Raw genomic sequence first — 17,687 nt, forward strand, 5'->3', positions numbered from 1 at the left:
ACGACGGAGCCTTGGAACAGCCATGCTTCGACGTCGGGGTTGCGGGGGTGGGTGGTCAGTGTCGGGGCGTGGTCCATGAGGCTCTTCGGGAAGTGTTTTTCGAAGATGTCGCGGGGTTCCACTACGTGGTCGTCGATGCTGACCATCACCATGTCGTCGATGTTCATTGAGATCCTCTCGTGCGCTTGCGAGACGAGGCGTCCCGGTAGCGCGGGGCCGGGCGGAATTCGGGCGGTGCTGAGAACTTCGATGGGATGCGTTCGGCGGGTCCTGGAGTCGCGCCACGGATGCGGACTATTGGTCCACTCGATCGACGAGTGGACCGAACATGGTGCGCTACCGAGTGTGGCGAGAATCTCCTTTCTCTATTACGAGAATACTAATCTCGTCAAGGCCCCTCTGCAAGATCGGACGTACTCGTCGCGGCCGTCGGTCCGGCTGGGAATGTCGTCGCGCGGCATCAAGTACGACCGGCGGAGAAAAGACAAGTGTTCTTGACATTGGATGTCAAGGATGCTTGTCTTTTCGGTGTGACGGGTACGCCGAGGGAAAACCGGGTCCGTGAGTTTCGCAAGAAGTCGCGGATCACGCAGGCCGAGCTCGGCGCGCAGGTGGGAGTCAGTCGACAGAGCATCGTGTCGACGGAGAAGGGCGACTACGCGCCCAGCGTCTACCTCGCATTACGCCTCGCGCGGAGTCTCGGCACCACCGTCGAAGAACTGTTTCCACTGACCGAGGAGGGGCCGTGATGGCCGTGTTCATGAAAGCTGCCCGCACCATCGGCGACCTGGACGACGAGTTCTACCACGATGAACGTCAGCGTGACGTGTGGAACGAGGCGTCGGCGGTGGGATTCCAACTGGCACAGTGGGCTGCCCTCATCGGTGGGGCACTGCTTCCCTGGGTCGCAGGTCGGATCGGTGCGCAGATTGCGATAGGCGTTCTCGCGGTGTGGTTCGTGACCTCGATGGCGGTGATCATGTACGCGCGCGCCTGCGACGTCGACATCTACGCCAGCGTGAAGACATGGCGTCCACGGGTGGTCATGGCGTGCCTCGTCTATTTCGCCGGGATCGTCGGAATCTACGCGCAGTTGTCGACCCCGCTCGATCAGGATCCGGCGACGTGGGCGGGCCGAATCGTCGGGGGGCTGGTCGGCGGCGGCGCCGCCGCCGCCGTCATCGCGTGGTACCGACGCCGTGAACGCCGTCGCCGTGAGGAGGAAGACGCTCGCGACCAGGCGGACCTCTAGCCGATCAGAGCCGGCTCAGCACAGCGACCGGAAGCTCGGCAACCAAGTCGCCGAGGCGGACTCGACCCGTAAATTGTCGCCGGGTCAGCCGGTCGATCCACTCGCCCGGCGGCAGAGCGAGCACTGTATCGCCCCATCCGTCCGCGCCGAGTGAGACGGTGTGTCGCGAGGCCGCCGCCACCACATCGACTTCGTCGACCCCCGGACCACGGCCGTACGCGAGCACATGGTGTGCCGCCGGTCCGGTGGCGCGCAGCGGCACGTAGACGCCACCGACGAAACTGGCCGGCCGCTCCCGTCGTAATTGCAGCGCGGCACGAACGACCGCGAACTTCGCTGGCACGTCGTCGGCGCCCAGCAGGCGTCGACGCTCGGCGTAGTCGACGAGCCGGCGGTTGTCGGGGTCGACCAGCGAGTCGTCCCACAGTTCGGTGCCCTGATAAACATCCGGGATACCGGGTCCGAGAAGCTGGAGAAGCTTCTGGCCCAGCGCATCCGACGTGAAGTGCGGTTCGAGACCTGCGACGAACTCGGACATCCCTGCGCCGCATGGGCCGTCGCACACGGTGTCGATCCAGGTCAGGACGGCATTTTCGAACTCTTCGTCGACTTCGGTCCAGGTGGTCCGGGTGCCGTTTTCCCGCAGTGCCTTTCGGATGTAGTTCTGCAGTCGCGTTCGGAGCACGTCGGTGACGACACCGTCGACGGGCCAAGCTCCGAACAGCGTCTGCCAGAGGAAAGCACCGATCGCGGGGTCTGGACTCGGCGCCGCGGATTCCCATTCCGTCACGCAGTCGGCCCATACATGCGATACCTGCGAGAGCACTCCGATGCGTGCGCGGACGTCTTCGCTCCGCTTGGTGTCGTGCGTGGACAACGTCGTCATAGTCTGTGGCCACGAGCGTGCGCGCTCCGCCCACGAGAGGTGGAATTCGTTCGGAGTGAGACCGAACCGTCCGGGGCTCCCACCCACCTCCTGCAGGGAGATCAGGCGTGCAGCGCGATAGAACAGGCTGTCCTCCACAGTCTTCGCGGTCGCAGCGCCGCACACCTGCCCGAACCTCGCAGCGGATTCGGAGTCTGTGGCCAATGCCCGCACCAGGACCTCGAGTGCGGGCGCCAGCGCGGGATCGCTGCGTTCCACCCGGCCGATGATGCGCGGCAGCATCGTACTCAGCGGCGCATAGTCGGTTCGGTACACCGGTATCCGGGTGACGACCGCGATCACCGCGTCGCGTAGCACGGTCTCGGTGAGTGCAGGACTTGTCGGTGGGTTGCCGCCGGTGGCCTGCCGGATCACCCGCACGAGGCGACGGACCTCCGGTGCGAGACCCGTTTCGAGTACCTGCTGTCCGAGTAGATGTTCCTGCGCGTGCAGCCACTCCGCGTCACCGTCGGCGCCGGTGAAGGTGCGCGAGAGCGCACTGAGCACTTCCTCGCCGCGAGGGTCGAGGAACACTGCGGCGAGTTCGTTGAGGGCGTCGTACCCGGTGGTGCCGTCCACCGGAAGGGTCGCGTCGAGTGGTTCATCCTCGGCGAGGATCTTCTCCACGACGAGCCAACGGTGAGGCCCGATCAGTGTGCGCAGACGACTGAGATACTCCGAAGGCCGTGCCAGCCCGTCGGGGTGGTCGACTCGAATACCGTCGACGAGATCGTCCGAGATCCACGACGCGACCTGGGAATGCACCGCATCGAACACTCGGGGATCCTCCACTCGGACGGCCGCGAGGTCATTGACGGTGAAGAACCGCCGGTACCCGATCAGGCCCGAATCCCACGGCACCAGCCGGTACGACTGCCGGTCGTGAATGTCGGCTGCGGTACCGGCATCGGTGTCCGGTGCGATGGGAAACCGCTTGTCGTAGTAGGCGAGCGTCGGTTCGGCGCCGGATCGGTCGACCGTGAGTTCGCGCCCGTCGGAACCCGAGGCAAGTACGGGCAACGCACATTTTCCGTCAGCACCGTTGTCGGCGGCGGTATCGAAGTCGAAGAAATTCGCGTACTCGGAGTTGCGGCCGTGGCGGAGAGCATCCCACCACCATGCGTTCTGACGTGCGTCGGCGACCCCGACGTGGTTGGGGACGATGTCGACGACCAACCCCATGCCGCGTTCGCGAACGGCGTCGGCCAGCGCCTCGAGTCCGGAACGTCCGCCGAGCCCGGCCGACACCGTGCTCGGGTCCGCCACGTCGTATCCGTGTGTGGATCCGTCCACTGCGGTGAGCACCGGCGACAGGTACAGATGCGAGACTCCGAGTTCGTCGAGATAGTCGACCAGATCCACCGCGTCGGCGAAGGTGAACGCGTCGGTACGCATCTGCAGCCGGTAGGTTGCCGTCACCGGGACCCGGTCCGCTGCAGAGGTCACGCCGTCTTCCTCAGAACGAGCACCGAGCGGGCCTGCACGGTCACCGCGGATCCGGCCGGAATCGTCGCCGCGTCGCACCGGCCGTCCGCGATATCGGTGTCGAGGGTCGGCGTCCATTCCTGCGCGTGCGGGCCGTCCGGAGTGACGAAGTCGATCGGCTCGTCATGGGCGTTGAAGCACAGGAGGAACGAGTCGTCGACGACTCGCTGGCCTCGCTGATCCGGTTCGGGGATGCCCTCGCCGTTGAGAAACACCGACAGTGACTTCCCGAATCCGCTGTCCCAGTCCTTGGGCGTCATCTCGCCGCCGCCCGGGGTCAGCCAGGCGATGTCGCGGGACTGGTCGCCGCTGCGGATCGGATGGCCTTCGAAGAACCTGCGACGCCGGAACACCGGGTGCTCCGCGCGCAGCGTGATGACATTGCGAGTGAATTCCAGCAGGTCCGCGTTGGTTTCGGCGAGTGACCAGTCCACCCAGGACAATTCGTTGTCCTGGCAGTACACGTTGTTGTTGCCGTTCTGGGTGCGGCCGATCTCGTCGCCGTGCGCGATCATGGGAGTCCCCTGCGACAACATCAACGTTGCGAGGATGTTGCGCTGCTGGCGTGCTCGGAGTGCGAGGATGTCGGGGTCGTCCGTCGGGCCTTCCGCTCCACAGTTCCACGAGCGATTGTGCGACTCGCCGTCGCGATTGTCCTCGCCGTTCGCGTGATTGTGTTTCTCGTTGTACGACACGAGATCTGCGAGTGTGAATCCGTCGTGGGCGGTGACGAAGTTGATCGACGCGCTCGGCCGCCGTCCGGTGTCCTCGTAGAGGTCGGAGGAGCCGGTCAGCCGCGACGCGAACTCGCCCAGTGTGGCCGGCTCACCGCGCCAGTAGTCGCGGACCGTGTCGCGGTATTTACCGTTCCACTCGGTCCACAATCCCGGAAAGTTCCCGACCTGGTAACCGCCTTCGCCGACGTCCCACGGCTCGGCGATGAGCTTGACCTGCGACACCACCGGATCTTGCTGGACCAGGTCGAAGAATGCGGACAGACGGTCGACGTCGTGCAACTCGCGGGCCAGCGTGGACGCCAGATCGAACCGGAATCCGTCCACGTGCATTTCGGTGACCCAGTACCGAAGGGAATCCATGATCAGCTGGAGAGTGTGGGGGTTCCGGGCATTGAGACTGTTTCCGGTGCCCGTGTAGTCCATGTAGTGGGCTTTGTCGTCTTCGACGAGCCGGTAGTAGGCGGCGTTGTCGATGCCGCGGAACGAGATGGTCGGGCCGAGATGGTTGCCTTCGGCGGTGTGGTTGTAGACGACGTCGAGAATGACCTCGATACCGGCTTCATGGAAGGTCCGCACCATCGCCTTGAACTCGGCGACCACCTCACTCGGTTTCGATGCCGACGAGTACGCGGAATGCGGGGCGAAGAACCCGAAGGTGTTGTATCCCCAGTAGTTGCTCAGCCCTTGGTCGCGGAGGGTCTGGTCGTGCATGAACTGGTGTACCGGCATCAGTTCGATTGCGGTGACGCCGAGCAGGAGCAGATGCTCTATGACCGCCGGGTGTGCCAGGCCGGCGTAGGTGCCGCGCAGGTAGTCGGGAACCTCGGGGTGGGTGGCGGTCATGCCCTTGACGTGGGCTTCGTAGATGACCGTCTCGTGGTAAGGGCGACGCGGGTGCCGGTCGGTTGCCCAATCGAAGTACGGATTGATCACGACGGTGGTCATCGTGTGGCCGAGCGAATCCAGATGGGGGAGTTCGCCGATCGCCTCGTGCTCCGGTCTGTCGTCCGCGGGTTCGTCCGACGGAGTACCATCGTCGGCTCGGATCGACGTGTCCGTGGCCTCGACGGGTTCGGGTGCAGGTTCGGGTTCGGAGTCGGAGTCGGGGTCGGGGTCGTTGCCGTCCGGGGTCTGCTCGGGCAGCGGGTACGAGTACAACGACGGGTCGCCGTCGAAACCGCCGTCGAATGCCTTGCCGTAGGGGTCGAGGAGCAGTTTGCTCGGGTCGCACCGGTGTCCGCCTGCAGGATCGAACGGGCCGTACACGCGGTATCCGTAGCGCTGACCCGGTGACACCGTCGGAAGGTATGCGTGCCACACGTATCCGTCGACCTCGTCGAGCGCGACCCGTGTCTCGCCTCCGTCCCGGTCGATCAGGCACAGTTCCACCTTCTCTGCGACCTCGGAGAACAGCGAGAAGTTGGTTCCGGCGCCGTCGTAGGTGGCTCCCAGCGGATACGGGTGGCCGGGCCACACCGGAATCGGCTCCGTCTCATCCTGGGATGTGCTGCGCTCGCTGGGCTCCATGGATGCTCAGCGTAACGGCAGCGGGTGCTGCTCTCTCGCCGGAGCGAGTTCGCTCACCACCATCCGGTCGCGGGGCCGAGTTGACGGCCCAGGTCCGGGGTCAGCGTCCGGACGTATGTCGTCGTGAGGTGGTCGTCGTCACGGTAGACGAGCACATTGCCCTCGATGACTCGGCACACGTCCTGTCGGCACAACGAATCGGTCAGATCCAGCAGGGTCACCGACGGAAGATGCGCGGCGGCAGTAGTGGCAGGGTCGGTCGGGTCGAGCGCGGCGGCGCGGTCCACTCCGCAGGATTCCGCAGTGCCGCCCGAAGCCAGACAGTCCGAAGCGTTGTATTGGACTTCGTTGTCGATGAGCCACGGGTTGTCGCGGATCGCAATCACCGGGATGCCGTAGTCGGCGAGTGTCTCCCACAACTCGACATACCAGAACGGTGTGAAGTCGCCGGGCCCTTCGCCCGGGTCCTTCGTCCTGGTCGAGGTGGTGAACAGCACGTCGGGCGGATAGGCCGCGAGTTCGGCGAGGACCTTCACCGACCAGGAGTCGCATTCTATGGTCGGCGAGTCCTCGGTCAGGTCGGCCGTGGGATCGGACAACGGACACCCGACCTTGAGGTAGGTGTCGATGCGGAAGCCGTGCTCCCGGCCGAGTGCGTCGAGCGCCGCGAGCCAGTGTTCGGAGTGCGAACCACCTGCGAGCACCATGCGACGGGTGGACGTCGGGTCGCCGTAAACACAGGTCAAAGCTTCACGATTGGTGTGCTGCGCAATGCAGCCGTCGATGGTGGCGGGCGGAAGGTCGTCGGCGGCCACGAGCAGCGGCGGGTATACGGGCCGCTGCTCGATCTCGGGGAGTCCGATCGCTGCCGCGCCCGGGTAGAGGCCTGGGTCCGGCAGGGCCGAATGGGAGAAGTGCCTCACCGTGCGATCGACGTGGGAGATCCACCCGGTCGTGCCCGCGGTGAGCGCCACACCGGTCAGTGCGAGACCTGCGACGACGGTGGTGCGCCACCGTCCCTGGACCGACCGCCTGATCGGGGTTTCGATGAACCGGGTCGTGGCATCGGCGAGGACGAGCGAGATGCCGATGACGACGAGACCACCGACGAGCCCGACCGAGGGGCGGTCCCGCAGGATCAGATAGCCGATCAGCACGGGCCAGTGCCACAGGTAGAGCGCATACGCGATGGACCCCAGCCGGATCAACGGCGCCGAGGACAGGAATTTCGCCGTGGGGGTGTCGGGTCCGGTGGGGGTGGCTCCCGCTACGACCAAGGCCATCGCGGCGCCCACCGGAACCAGGGCCCACGGTCCCGGGAAGAGCACTCCGCCGTCGAGGACGATCCCACACGTGAACAGGATGACCAGGCCCGCGATACCCAGAACGAACCGAGCGGGTCTCGGCACGCGCAGCCACGGCGAGACGCACATCAGAAGCGCACCGAGGGTCAGCTCCCATACGCGCGCAGCGCTGTCGTAGTACAGCCACGATTGCGGCGTGGTGGAGAACGACGCATACGCCAGCGACGCGACGGTGATCAACGCGAGAAGTACGGTCAGTGGCACCCGGACGGGGATCTGTACCCGACGTAGCAACCACGCCGAGGCGAACACCACGATCAGTGCCGCGAGATAGAACTGTCCCTGTACCGCGATCGACCACAGGTGTTGCAGAGGGCTGACCATGGGATCGGCGGCGAGGTAATCGGCCGCGGTGCGCGCGAGCTCCCAGTTCTGCATGAACAGCAGCGACGCGCGTGTCTGTTCTGCGACCCGATCCCACTGAGGGAACGGAAGCAGGATGAGTGCGGCGAGCGTCGTGCCCGCGAGAACCAGAACGAGTGGCGCGAGTAGTCGGCGTCCGACTCGTTTCAGTACAGGCCGGGGGTCGAGGGGTGCGCCCGATTCCGCGACCCGGAGCAACGAGCCGACGAAGAAGAAGCCGGACAGCGCGAGGAACACGTCGACGCCGCCGGATACCCGTCCGAACCAGACGTGGAAGACCACCACCAGCGCGATTGCGAGTCCGCGGACGCCGTCGAGATCGGTGCGATGGCCGGGGCGAGCCTGCGCAGGAAGTGCAGTGCTCACGGCTGGAGGCGACGTAGGGCCGGGCATAGAACTGGCAGTACCTCTGGTGCGTTCGGGCTCGGCGGCCGACATCCGTCGAGCTGTTCGTGTGAGGAAGCTTCACATGAACCTAGGCAGACTACGGGGTGGCACTCCGTGATCACCAACCGCTTACAGTCGGTGCGTGTCTTTCACCATGCCGTCTGCTGCCAGAATCTCCTCTCTCGACGCGGCGCACCTGTGGCATCCGTACGGTGCATTCCCTCCGTCGACAGAACCGCTCGTGGTCGACAGTGCCCACGGTACGCGGCTGGTGCTGGCCGACGGCCGCGAGTTGATCGACGGCATGAGCTCCTGGTGGGCGGCGGTGCACGGCTACCAGCACCCGGTACTCGACCGTGCTGTCACCGAGCAGTTGTCGAAGATGAGCCATGTGATGTTCGGAGGGCTGACACATGCGCCCGCGGCGCGTCTGGCCGAACTGCTGGTCGAGATCACCCCGGTCGGACTCGACAAGGTGTTCCTCGCCGACTCGGGTTCGGTGTCGGTCGAGGTCGCGATCAAGATCGCGTTGCAGTATCAGCGGGCCGTCGGGAAGCCGGAGCGACACCGTCTGCTCACGTGGCGCGGCGGCTACCACGGCGACACGTTCGCCCCGATGAGCGTGTGCGATCCCGAAGGCGGGATGCATTCGCTGTGGACGGACGTGCTCGCGCAGCAGGTATTTGCCCCTGCACCACCGGCCGGGTTCGACCCGGCCTATGTCGAGACCTTCGAGGAGATCCTCACCGCGCACGCCGACGAGCTCGCCGCGGTGATCGTCGAACCTGTCGTGCAAGGTGCCGGCGGCATGCGCTTCCACGATCCCGCCTACCTGCGGGAACTGCGCCGCATGTGCGACGAGCACGGACTGCTGCTGATCTTCGACGAGATCGCCACCGGATTCGGTCGTACCGGGGAACTGTTCGCCGCGGACCACGCGGGCGTGTCGCCGGACGTCACGTGCGTCGGCAAGGCCCTCACCGGTGGTTATCTGACCCTCGCTGCGGTGTTGTGTACGTCGGCGATCGCTGAGACGATCAGCGCTGGTGAAGGCGGCGGTGTGATGCACGGCCCGACCTTCATGGGCAATCCGCTCGCGTGCGCGGTGGCGGTCGCGTCGACCGAACTGTTGCTCTCACGGGACTGGCGTGGCGAGGTCGCCGCGCTCACCTCGGGCCTCGAAGCCGGCCTCGAGCCGGCGCGGGATCTGCCCGGGGTTGTCGATGTCCGGGTGCTCGGGGGTATCGGCGTGCTCGAGCTCGCGGAGCCGGTCGACATGCGTGCGGCGACCGATGCGGCGGTCGGCGCCGGGGTCTGGCTGCGCCCCTTCCGCAACCTCGTCTACGCGATGCCGCCGTACGTGTGCACCGCCGACGACGTGGCCCGGATCTGTGAAGGCATGGTCGCGGCCGCCCGCAGCGGACGCTGAGTGCGCGTCCGGAGCGAAGAGCTGCGCGAGCGCGGCCTCCGCTCGACGACTTGAACGATGTTCAAGTATGGTGCCGATCATGACTGCATCCGCTGCGCTCGCATGGCTCGACGCCGCCGCCGACACTCGGCGCCGCGCCGGCCTGCACAGAGAGCTGCTTCCGCGCACGCCGTCGGCGCCGGTCGTCGACCTTGCGTCCAACGATTATCTCGGGCTGGTCCGCCACCCAGAGGTGCTCGCAGGTGCCACGGCAGCGCTGCGTCGCTGGGGCGGCGGCGCCACCGGATCCAGGCTGGTCACCGGCACCACCGCCGAACACGACCTCCTCGAGCGTGAACTCGCCGAATTCGTCGGCGCCGACACCGGCCTGGTGTTCTCCAGCGGCTACGCCGCCAACCTCGGTGCGGTTACGGCGCTCGCGGGGAAGGACACCCTCGTCGTGTCCGACGCCGGCTGCCACGCCTCACTCGTCGATGCGTGCAGGTTGTCGCGTTCGCGCATCCATGTGGCTCCGCACAGCGATGTCGAAGCCGTGGCCACCGCCCTCGCCGCGCGCACCGAACCGCGCGCGCTGGTCCTCACCGACTCGGTGTTCAGCGCGGAAGGAGATCTCGCGCCGCTGCTCGCGCTGCACAGGGTGTGCCGTGAGCACGGTGCGTTGCTGCTCGTCGACGAGGCCCACGGTGTCGGTGTTCGCGGTGCAGGGGGCCGCGGACTCGTCCACGAAGTGGGCCTCGCCGGCGAGCCGGACGTGATCGTCACGGCAACCCTGTCGAAATCCCTTGCTTCGCAGGGCGGCATCGTGCTCGCCGACGCCCGCGTGCGGGAACACCTCATCGACACCGCGCGCACCTTCATCTTCGACACCGGTCTCGCGCCTGCCGCCGTCGGCGCCGCACGGGGCGCACTGAAGGTGCTCCGCACCGAACCGGAACGTGCGCGCGCCGTCCTCGACCGGGCCTGTCACCTCGCTGCCACAACGGGCGCGGCAACGCCCGAATCGGCTGTCGTGTCGGTCATCCTCGGCGACCCACACGTCGCGGTCGGAGCCGCCGGCGAATGCCGCGACCGCGGTGTGCACGTCGGCTGCTTCCGCCCGCCGTCGGTACCGGCCGGAACGTCGCGCTTGCGGTTGACCGCGCGCGCGAATCTCACCGCGGGCGACCTCGAGTTGATCGATCGGGTGCTCACCGACGTCCTCACCGCAGCGCGCTCGTGAGCATCGTGTGCGTGACAGGCACCTCGACCGACGTCGGCAAGACCGTTGCAACGGCCGCCCTGGCGGCGCTCGCGCTCTCGTCGGGAAAAACGGTGGCGGTGTGCAAACCGGCCCAGACCGGCGTCGACGACGGCGCGCCCGGAGATCTGCAGGAGATCGACCGGCTCACCGGATCGCGTGTCGATTTCCTCGAACTCGCGCGTTATCCGGAACCGCTCGCACCCGACACCGCCGCACGGCGAAGCGGTCGCTCGCTCCTCGATCTCGCCGATGTCGTCCGCGCGATCCGGGATCTCGCCGCGACCCATGATCTCACCCTCGTCGAAGGAGCCGGGGGAGTGCTCGTACGACTCGGCGCCCACGGATTCACCCTCGCCGACGTCGCAGCCGCGTTGAACGCGCCAACACTGGTCGTGGCGGCCTCCGGCCTCGGCACTCTCAATCACACGGCGCTCACCGTCGCGGCGCTGCAGGCCGCGAAGGTGACTTGTGCGGGTGTGATCGTCGGGTCCTGGCCTGCCGAGCCGGATCTCGCGGAGTGCTGCAACCTCGACGATCTTCCCGATGTGGCGGGTGTATCGGTCCTCGGCCGCATCCCCGAGGGGAGCGGCATGCTCACGCCTGCCGAGTTCCTCGCAGGGGCGCAGACATGGTTCGCCGGCCGTCTTCTGCCGGTGTCGAGCGTCGGTCTGCGCCGGTGATCGTGACGAATCCGTTCACCCCGGCTTGTGTGCGAGAATCCGGAAACAGTTGCCTCCCAGGCCGGTTCGATCAACGCTGTCGATCACGAAACCCGTGTCCTCGAGGTAGGGAACAGGATTGCGAACGAGATGGTCGGCCTCGAACTTCAGTGTCAACGGCTCGACCGTCCGCATGAACCACGACAGGGCCCGGTTGGTGGAGGGCCCGTGCTCTGCGAGCACGAATCGGCCTCCGGGTACGAGCACTCGTAGAGCTTCGGCGCTGGCCCGCGCGGGGTCCGGGATCGTGCAATAGGTCAACGTGGAGACGATGGTGTCGACCGATTCGTCCGGAAGATCGAGTGCTTGGACGTCCCCGCGTCGAACCTCGCAGTGTGCGAGGTGGCGATCCGTGATGCGCTGCCGGGCCAGTGCGAGCATCCCCTCGGACAGGTCGATTCCCGTCACCGCGCTCACCGCAGGTCCGTACAGCGGAAGATTCAGGCCGGTGCCCACCGCGATCTCGAGGACGCGGCCCGACGCGTGTCCGGCGGCCCAGTCGCGCGGGTTGCCGAGCAACCGGCGTTCCGCGAATCCGATCTGTCTGTCGTAGTGCGGTGCCATGGTGTCGAAGACCTGGGCGATGCGGGCGTTGTCGGGTAGAGCCACAGGGATCCTCCACTCGGTGGTGCGAAACCACGCTCGGTGACAGCGGATCTATCGTACTGTGAATGGTGTCACATCGTGTCGGCCGGCGTCGACGTGCCGACCGCTGGGTCCGGAGGTACGGATGTCCACCACCGAAATGCAGGATCTGCAACGCACTATCGGTCATCTGCGGCAATGCGTAGGTTCGTTGCGTTCACGCTACGGCGACGCCGTCGCCGTGCAGCGGCTCTCGAACGACCTCGAACGACTGGACATCGACGCGCGCGATCTCGCCGAGAGGCCGCCGGTCGAGGTCCATGCGCATTCGGGTGAACGCATTCAGGTTCCCAACGAGCCGTACGACGAATCGTTGTTCCGCGGATCGGATGTGGACGACGAGGGCCTCGGCGGTCTACACGGAGATCGGTGAGCGCCCCCGCGGGCGCCGGTGTGCGGTCCGCGACCCGCGCACGGATCGCGGCCCGCACCCTGCGCACCGACCGTTGGTGGCAGACACCACTGTTCACCGTCCTCGGACTCCTTGCCTTCATCGTCTATGCCACAGTCCGTTCGTTCGTTCGTTCCGACTACTACGTCGAGGACTACCACTATCTGACGCCGTTCTACTCACCGTGCGTGAGTGAATCGTGTGTCGAGGGCGCCCGGCACTTCGGCACCTGGGTCGGGGAACTCCCGATGTGGATGCCGCTCGCATTCCTGTCGCTGCCGTTCCTGCTCGGCTTCCGGCTGACCTGCTACTACTACCGCAAGGCCTACTACCGGTCGTTCTGGCTGGCCCCGGCCGCGTGCGCAGTGGCCGAACCGCACGTCCGCTACACCGGCGAGACCCGGCTGCCGCTGATCCTGCAGAACCTGCATCGTTACTTCTTCTACGCGGGAGTCGTCATCTCGCTGATCAACACGTACGACATGATCGTGGCGTTCCGGAGTCCGAGCGGGTTCGGGTTCGGGCTCGGCAACGTGATCCTGCTGATCAACGTGATCCTGCTGTGGGGATACACAGTGTCGTGCCACTCATGCCGGCACGTCACCGGAGGGCGTCTCAAGCATTTCTCGAAACACCCGATCCGATACAGGATCTGGACATTCGTATCGAAGCTCAACACGAGGCATATGCAGTTTGCGTGGATCACGCTGGGCACTCTGATGATCACCGACTTCTACATCATGCTCGTGGCGAGTGGCACCATCTCGGATCTGCGGTTCATCGGCTGACGATTTTTCAGGGAACACAGCGACACAGGGGAGGTCACGGATGGCGGAAGTCGAACGGCACAGGGTCGACGTGGTGGTGATCGGGGCCGGCGGAGCGGGTCTGCGTGCTGTCATCGAGGCCAGGCAACGCGGACTCTCCGTCGCGGTTGTCTGCAAGTCGCTGTTCGGCAAGGCCCATACGGTGATGGCCGAGGGTGGGTGCGCTGCCGCGATGGGCAACGCCAACCCGAACGATTCGTGGCAGGTGCACTACCAGGACACGATGCGCGGCGGAAAGTTCCTCAACAACTGGCGAATGGCCGAACTGCACGCGCAAGAATCCCCCGACCGGGTGTGGGAACTGGAAACCTACGGCGCATTGTTCGACCGCACGCCCGACGGACGCATCAGCCAGCGCAATTTCGGCGGGCACACCTACCCGCGGCTCGCGCACGTCGGCGATCGCACCGGACTCGAACTGATCCGCACCATGCAGCAGAAGATCGTGTCGCTGCAGCAGGAGGACCACGCCCAACACGGCGACTACGAGGCGCGGGTGAGAGTCTTCGCCGAATGCACGATCACCGAACTGCTGAAGGATTCCGACGGGCGGATCGCCGGGGCATTCGGATACTGGCGCGAAACCGGCCGGTTCGTGCTGTTCGAGACTCCCGCCGTCGTCGTGGCGACCGGCGGTATCGGCAAATCCTGGAAGGTGACGTCGAATTCGTGGGAGTACACAGGCGACGGGCATGCCCTCGCGCTGCGGGCCGGCGCCTCGCTGATCAATATGGAGTTCGTCCAATTCCATCCCACCGGAATGATCTGGCCACCCAGCGTGAAAGGCATCCTCGTCACCGAAGGTGTGCGAGGCGACGGCGGCGTCCTCAAGAACACCGACGGCGACAGGTTCATGTTCTCGTACATCCCACCGGTGTTCAAAGGCCAATACGCCGAAACGGCAGAGGAAGCCGACCGCTGGTACGAGGACCAGGAGAACAATCGCCGCACCCCCGACCTGCTGCCGCGTGACGAGGTGGCGCGCGCCATCAACTCGGAGGTCAAAGAGGGAAGGGGCACCCCTCACGGCGGTGTCTTCCTCGATATCGCATCCCGGATGCCCGCCGCAGAGATCATGCGGCGACTGCCGTCCATGCACCACCAGTTCAAAGAACTCGCCGACGTCGACATCACCGCTGAGGCCATGGAAGTCGGGCCCACCTGCCACTACGTCATGGGTGGGATCGAGGTCGACCCCGACACCGGTGCGGCGTCGGTCCCGGGTCTGTTCGCCGCCGGAGAATGCTCCGGCGGGATGCACGGGTCGAACCGGCTCGGCGGGAACTCGCTGTCGGACCTGCTGGTGTTCGGTCGGCGCGCGGGCCTCGGCGCCGCCGACTACGTGCTGGGTCTGAGGACGCGCCCCGCAGTCGCCGAGGACGACGTCGTGGCGGCCGCACGCATCGCGTTGTCCCCGTTCGACGCGGCCGATACCGGGCCCGACGATTCCGGTCCCGTCGAGAACCCATACACCCTGCACACCGAACTGCAACAGTCGATGCACGACCTCGTGGGCATCATTCGCCGCGCCGACGAGATCGAACGCGCACTGGACGAACTGCAGAGATTACGCACCCGGATCCGCCGCGTCGCAGTGGAAGGCCACCGCCAGTTCAATCCGGGCTGGCATCTCGCCATCGACCTGCGCAACATGCTGCTGGTGTGCGAATGCGTCGCACAAGCGGCGTTGCAGCGCACCGAGAGTCGCGGTGGCCACACCCGCGATGACCATCCGTCGATGGACCCGGAGTGGCGTCGCACCCTCCTGGCGTGTCGCACGAATGGCGGCGACCCCGTGATCCCCGATGTGTCGGTGACCGCGCATCGGCAGGAACCGATGCGCCCTGAACTGCTCGAACTGTTCGACATCGACGAACTCGGCAAGTACTACACCGACGAGGAACTCGCGGACCATCCGGGACGGAAGGGCTGACATGGGCTACCGAGCCGCATTCAGGATATGGCGGGGTGACGTCGACGGCGGAGACCTGCACGACTACACCGTCGAAGTGAACGAAGGCGAGGTCGTGCTCGACATCCTGCACCGGCTCCAAGCCACCCAGACCCCGGACCTCGCGGTGCGATGGAACTGCAAGGCAGGTAAATGCGGTTCGTGTTCGGCCGAGATCAACGGCAGGCCCCGCCTCACGTGCATGACGCGCATGTCGGTGTTCGACCCGGACGAGACCGTGACCGTGACCCCGATGCGGACTTTCCCGATCATCCGCGACCTCGTGACCGACGTGTCGTTCAACTATGCGAAAGCGCGGCAGATCCGCTCGTTCACTCCGCCCACCGACCTGGAGCCGGGGGAGTACCGCATGCAGCAGATCGATGTGCAGCGATCCCAGGAATTCCGCAAGTGCATCGAATGCTTCCTGTGCCAGAACGTGTGCCACGTCGTCCGCGACCACGAGGAGAACAAGGACGCCTTCGCCGGCCCGCGGTTCTTCATCCGGCTCGCGGAACTCGAAATGCATCCACTCGATGTGGCCGATCGCCGAGAGGCCGCGCAGGACGAGGACGGACTCGGCCTGTGCAACATCACCAAGTGCTGTACCGAGGTGTGCCCGGAGAACATCCACATCACCGACAACGCGATCATCCCGATGAAGGAACGCGTCGCCGGGCGCCGGTACGACCCGATCGTGTGGCTCGGCAACGCACTGTTCCGGCGCTGAGGTACTGCGCGGGATCCGCGCCCCGAGCTGTTGGGTATCGTCCCGGGCGGAGGTGGAGCCCGTGGAGGCAAGCAGGATCGACGATCTCGTCCGCGCGAGGATCGACACGATCGACCAACTGGAGGCGGCAGTCGGCGAGCCGTTCCCGGCGATGAAAGAGAAGACCACGCCGTTCACGACACCGCTGATGCGCGAATTCATCGCACAGGCACGGTTTTTCGTGCTCGCAACATCCGATGCTGCCGGGCACTGCGACAGCTCACCTCGCGGCGACCTGGTCAGCACAGTGCTCTTCCCCGACGAGAAGACTCTGATCCTGCCGGATCGGCCCGGGAACCGGCGCGCAGATTCGTACCGCAACATCCTGGAGAATCCGCACGTCGGAATTCTGTTCATCGTGCCGGGCAACGAAGAGGTCGTCCGCGTCAACGGCACTGCGTCGTTGTCCACGGATCCGGAACTCCTCGCCGAACTGGCGATGTCCGGCAAACCCGCACAGCTCGCCGTGATCGTGCGCGTCGACGAGGCCTATCTGCACTGTGCACGCGCGCTGCTCCGCGCGAAGTTGTGGGAGCCGTCGACGTGGCCTGATCAGCGCTCCGTCCCGGCGATCCGGGACATGATCGCGCAGCAGCACCACCTCGACGTCTCCGAACTCGAACCGGCCCGGCAGGAGTCGTACCGCGAGCTCTTGTACTGACGCCTGCCGGGCGTCAGGGGGTGACGCGCTCGGACACCTGCGGCAGCACTGCTTCGAGCGCGAACGGAACCGACAGCGCCGTGTTCACCGACATGGCATTGGCGATGTCGGATCCGCTGTCGAGCACGAGTGCTCGTCCGTCACGTACTGCCGGGATCTGCTGGAACAACGGATTGTCGATGACCTCGGCGGAGTCGACGTAGATCGGCATCACGATGAGCAGATCGGCGTCGAGCATTCCGAGGTTCTCGTCCGAGATCGGGATGAAGAAGTTCTCGGATGCGGTGGCCTCGACCTCCGGATTGTTCACGAACCCGAGATCCTGCATGAACTGCACGCGGGCGTCGCGGGAAACGTAGGCGCCCCACCCGTCGGCCGTGTACGACGCGACCGTCACGGTCTTCCCCTCGAACTCCGGGTGGTCGGCAGCGGCCTGTGCGAACTGTGCGTCGATGTCGCTCACCAGTTCGTCGCCCTTCTCAGGAACGCCGAGCGCGGTCGCGACCATCGTGATCTGGTCGTTGCGCGGTGTGAGGTACGCGGTGGCGCCCTCCGGCGGGCCTACCGTCGGGGCGATCTGGGAGAGCGTGTCGTATCGTGCTTGTTCTCCCGAACTTGCCGTATCGAGAATCAGATCCGGCGCGAGAGTAGCGATCTGCTCGAACGACGGCTCCATGGTGCCGATGATCTGCGGTGACTCGGTGTACATCCCTTCGGCCCACGGACCGACGCCGTCGCCTCCGAATCCGAGCCAGTCGCTCGCCGCCACCGGTTGCACACCGAGCGCGAGCGCGGTTTCCGCGTCGCCCCATCCGAGTGCCGCCACCCGCTCGGGCGCGGACTCGACGGTGACCTCACCGAACATGGTCTCGACGGTGGCGGGGAAGGCGCCGTCGCCGGCCGCGCCGGTGTCGCCGGAGGGCTCGTCGCTGCTGGAACCGCAGCCGGCCACGACCAGAGCCGCGGCGGCGATGAAGGCCGCACTTCGAATTTTCACAGGTGTCCTCGTTCCGTT

The 17,687-nt window shown here is 65.9% G+C and carries 15 protein-coding genes; 10 read left to right on the forward strand and 5 right to left on the reverse strand.

The features are described 5' to 3' along the window. The first annotated feature begins 530 nt into the window (after positions 1-530). Positions 531-749, forward strand: a complete 219-nt coding sequence (locus tag ACFWCF_RS23690) for a helix-turn-helix transcriptional regulator (RefSeq protein WP_378566839.1) — start codon at positions 531-533, stop codon at positions 747-749. Continuing rightward, positions 749-1,252, forward strand: a complete 504-nt coding sequence (locus ACFWCF_RS23695; protein WP_378566842.1) for a DUF2029 domain-containing protein — start codon at positions 749-751, stop codon at positions 1,250-1,252. Before ACFWCF_RS23690 ends, ACFWCF_RS23695 begins: the two co-directional genes overlap by 1 nt. 4 nt (positions 1,253-1,256) lie before the next feature. Here the strand turns inward: ACFWCF_RS23695 and treY are convergent, their stop codons facing one another. From treY to ACFWCF_RS23710, 3 genes are read right to left on the reverse strand one after another with little or no spacing between them, the layout of a single operon-like run. Further along, positions 1,257-3,623, reverse strand: coding sequence for a malto-oligosyltrehalose synthase (gene treY, locus ACFWCF_RS23700; RefSeq protein WP_378566845.1), 2,367 nt, complete (start codon positions 3,621-3,623; stop codon positions 1,257-1,259). Further along, on the reverse strand, positions 3,620-5,926 hold the full coding sequence (gene glgX / locus ACFWCF_RS23705; protein WP_378566848.1) for a glycogen debranching protein GlgX: 2,307 nt from the start codon (positions 5,924-5,926) through the stop codon (positions 3,620-3,622). The genes treY and glgX overlap by 4 nt, the downstream gene beginning before the upstream one ends. A 53-nt stretch (positions 5,927-5,979) precedes the next feature. Further along, positions 5,980-8,046, reverse strand: a complete 2,067-nt coding sequence (locus tag ACFWCF_RS23710; protein ID WP_378566851.1) for an acyltransferase family protein — start codon at positions 8,044-8,046, stop codon at positions 5,980-5,982. A 148-nt stretch (positions 8,047-8,194) separates the two neighbouring features. On the opposite strand from ACFWCF_RS23710, the gene ACFWCF_RS23715 reads away from it, so the two are divergent. From ACFWCF_RS23715 to bioD, 3 genes are all read left to right on the forward strand, one after another. Then, positions 8,195-9,469, forward strand: coding sequence for an adenosylmethionine--8-amino-7-oxononanoate transaminase (locus ACFWCF_RS23715; protein WP_378567034.1), 1,275 nt, complete (start codon positions 8,195-8,197; stop codon positions 9,467-9,469). A 79-nt stretch (positions 9,470-9,548) separates the two neighbouring features. Next, positions 9,549-10,688, forward strand: coding sequence for an 8-amino-7-oxononanoate synthase (locus tag ACFWCF_RS23720; RefSeq protein ID WP_378566854.1), 1,140 nt, complete (start codon positions 9,549-9,551; stop codon positions 10,686-10,688). Then, positions 10,685-11,389, forward strand: coding sequence for a dethiobiotin synthase (gene bioD / locus ACFWCF_RS23725; RefSeq protein ID WP_378566857.1), 705 nt, complete (start codon positions 10,685-10,687; stop codon positions 11,387-11,389). The genes ACFWCF_RS23720 and bioD overlap by 4 nt, the downstream gene beginning before the upstream one ends. A 15-nt stretch (positions 11,390-11,404) precedes the next feature. Here bioD and ACFWCF_RS23730 read toward each other — a convergent pair whose 3' ends face one another. Further along, on the reverse strand, positions 11,405-12,037 hold the full coding sequence (locus ACFWCF_RS23730; RefSeq protein WP_378566860.1) for a class I SAM-dependent methyltransferase: 633 nt from the start codon (positions 12,035-12,037) through the stop codon (positions 11,405-11,407). A gap of 121 nt (positions 12,038-12,158) precedes the next feature. Between ACFWCF_RS23730 and ACFWCF_RS23735 the strand changes: the two genes are divergently transcribed. From ACFWCF_RS23735 to ACFWCF_RS23755, 5 genes are all read left to right on the forward strand, one after another. Next, positions 12,159-12,446 carry a hypothetical protein gene (locus ACFWCF_RS23735; RefSeq protein WP_378566863.1) on the forward strand — a complete coding sequence of 96 codons (288 nt, stop codon included), beginning with the start codon at positions 12,159-12,161 and terminating at the stop codon, positions 12,444-12,446. Further along, the gene (locus ACFWCF_RS23740) at positions 12,443-13,252 is read left to right on the forward strand and encodes a hypothetical protein (RefSeq protein WP_378566866.1); all 810 of its coding nucleotides are present in this window, start codon (positions 12,443-12,445) and stop codon (positions 13,250-13,252) included. The genes ACFWCF_RS23735 and ACFWCF_RS23740 overlap by 4 nt, the downstream gene beginning before the upstream one ends. A gap of 40 nt (positions 13,253-13,292) precedes the next feature. Continuing rightward, positions 13,293-15,224 carry a fumarate reductase/succinate dehydrogenase flavoprotein subunit gene (locus ACFWCF_RS23745; RefSeq protein WP_378566869.1) on the forward strand — a complete coding sequence of 644 codons (1,932 nt, stop codon included), beginning with the start codon at positions 13,293-13,295 and terminating at the stop codon, positions 15,222-15,224. A gap of 1 nt (position 15,225) precedes the next feature. Beyond that, a complete protein-coding gene (locus ACFWCF_RS23750; RefSeq protein ID WP_378566872.1) occupies positions 15,226-15,972 on the forward strand; it encodes a succinate dehydrogenase/fumarate reductase iron-sulfur subunit in 747 nt (248 codons plus the stop codon). 61 nt (positions 15,973-16,033) lie between these two features. After that, complete coding sequence (locus ACFWCF_RS23755) at positions 16,034-16,672, forward strand: MSMEG_1061 family FMN-dependent PPOX-type flavoprotein (RefSeq protein WP_378566875.1); 639 nt, start codon at positions 16,034-16,036, stop codon at positions 16,670-16,672. 13 nt (positions 16,673-16,685) lie between these two features. Here the strand turns inward: ACFWCF_RS23755 and ACFWCF_RS23760 are convergent, their stop codons facing one another. Further along, on the reverse strand, positions 16,686-17,669 hold the full coding sequence (locus ACFWCF_RS23760; RefSeq protein WP_378566878.1) for an iron-siderophore ABC transporter substrate-binding protein: 984 nt from the start codon (positions 17,667-17,669) through the stop codon (positions 16,686-16,688). Positions 17,670-17,687 lie beyond the last annotated feature (18 nt).

Source organism: Rhodococcus sp. NPDC060090 (assembly GCF_042729855.1).
GTDB lineage: Bacteria > Actinomycetota > Actinomycetes > Mycobacteriales > Mycobacteriaceae > Rhodococcus.

Excerpts from the sequence above, each read along its gene's own strand:
- ACFWCF_RS23695 (WP_378566842.1), top strand. The coding sequence starts at position 749 with ATGGCCGTGTTCATGAAAGCTGCCCGCACCATCGGCGACCTGGACGAC.
- ACFWCF_RS23715 (WP_378567034.1), top strand. The coding sequence starts at position 8,195 with ATGCCGTCTGCTGCCAGAATCTCCTCTCTCGACGCGGCGCACCTGTGG.
- ACFWCF_RS23750 (WP_378566872.1), top strand. The coding sequence starts at position 15,226 with ATGGGCTACCGAGCCGCATTCAGGATATGGCGGGGTGACGTCGACGGC.
- ACFWCF_RS23735 (WP_378566863.1), top strand. The coding sequence starts at position 12,159 with ATGTCCACCACCGAAATGCAGGATCTGCAACGCACTATCGGTCATCTG.
- glgX (WP_378566848.1), bottom strand. The coding sequence starts at position 5,926 with ATGGAGCCCAGCGAGCGCAGCACATCCCAGGATGAGACGGAGCCGATT.
- ACFWCF_RS23720 (WP_378566854.1), top strand. The coding sequence starts at position 9,549 with ATGACTGCATCCGCTGCGCTCGCATGGCTCGACGCCGCCGCCGACACT.
- ACFWCF_RS23710 (WP_378566851.1), bottom strand. The coding sequence starts at position 8,046 with ATGCCCGGCCCTACGTCGCCTCCAGCCGTGAGCACTGCACTTCCTGCG.
- ACFWCF_RS23745 (WP_378566869.1), top strand. The coding sequence starts at position 13,293 with ATGGCGGAAGTCGAACGGCACAGGGTCGACGTGGTGGTGATCGGGGCC.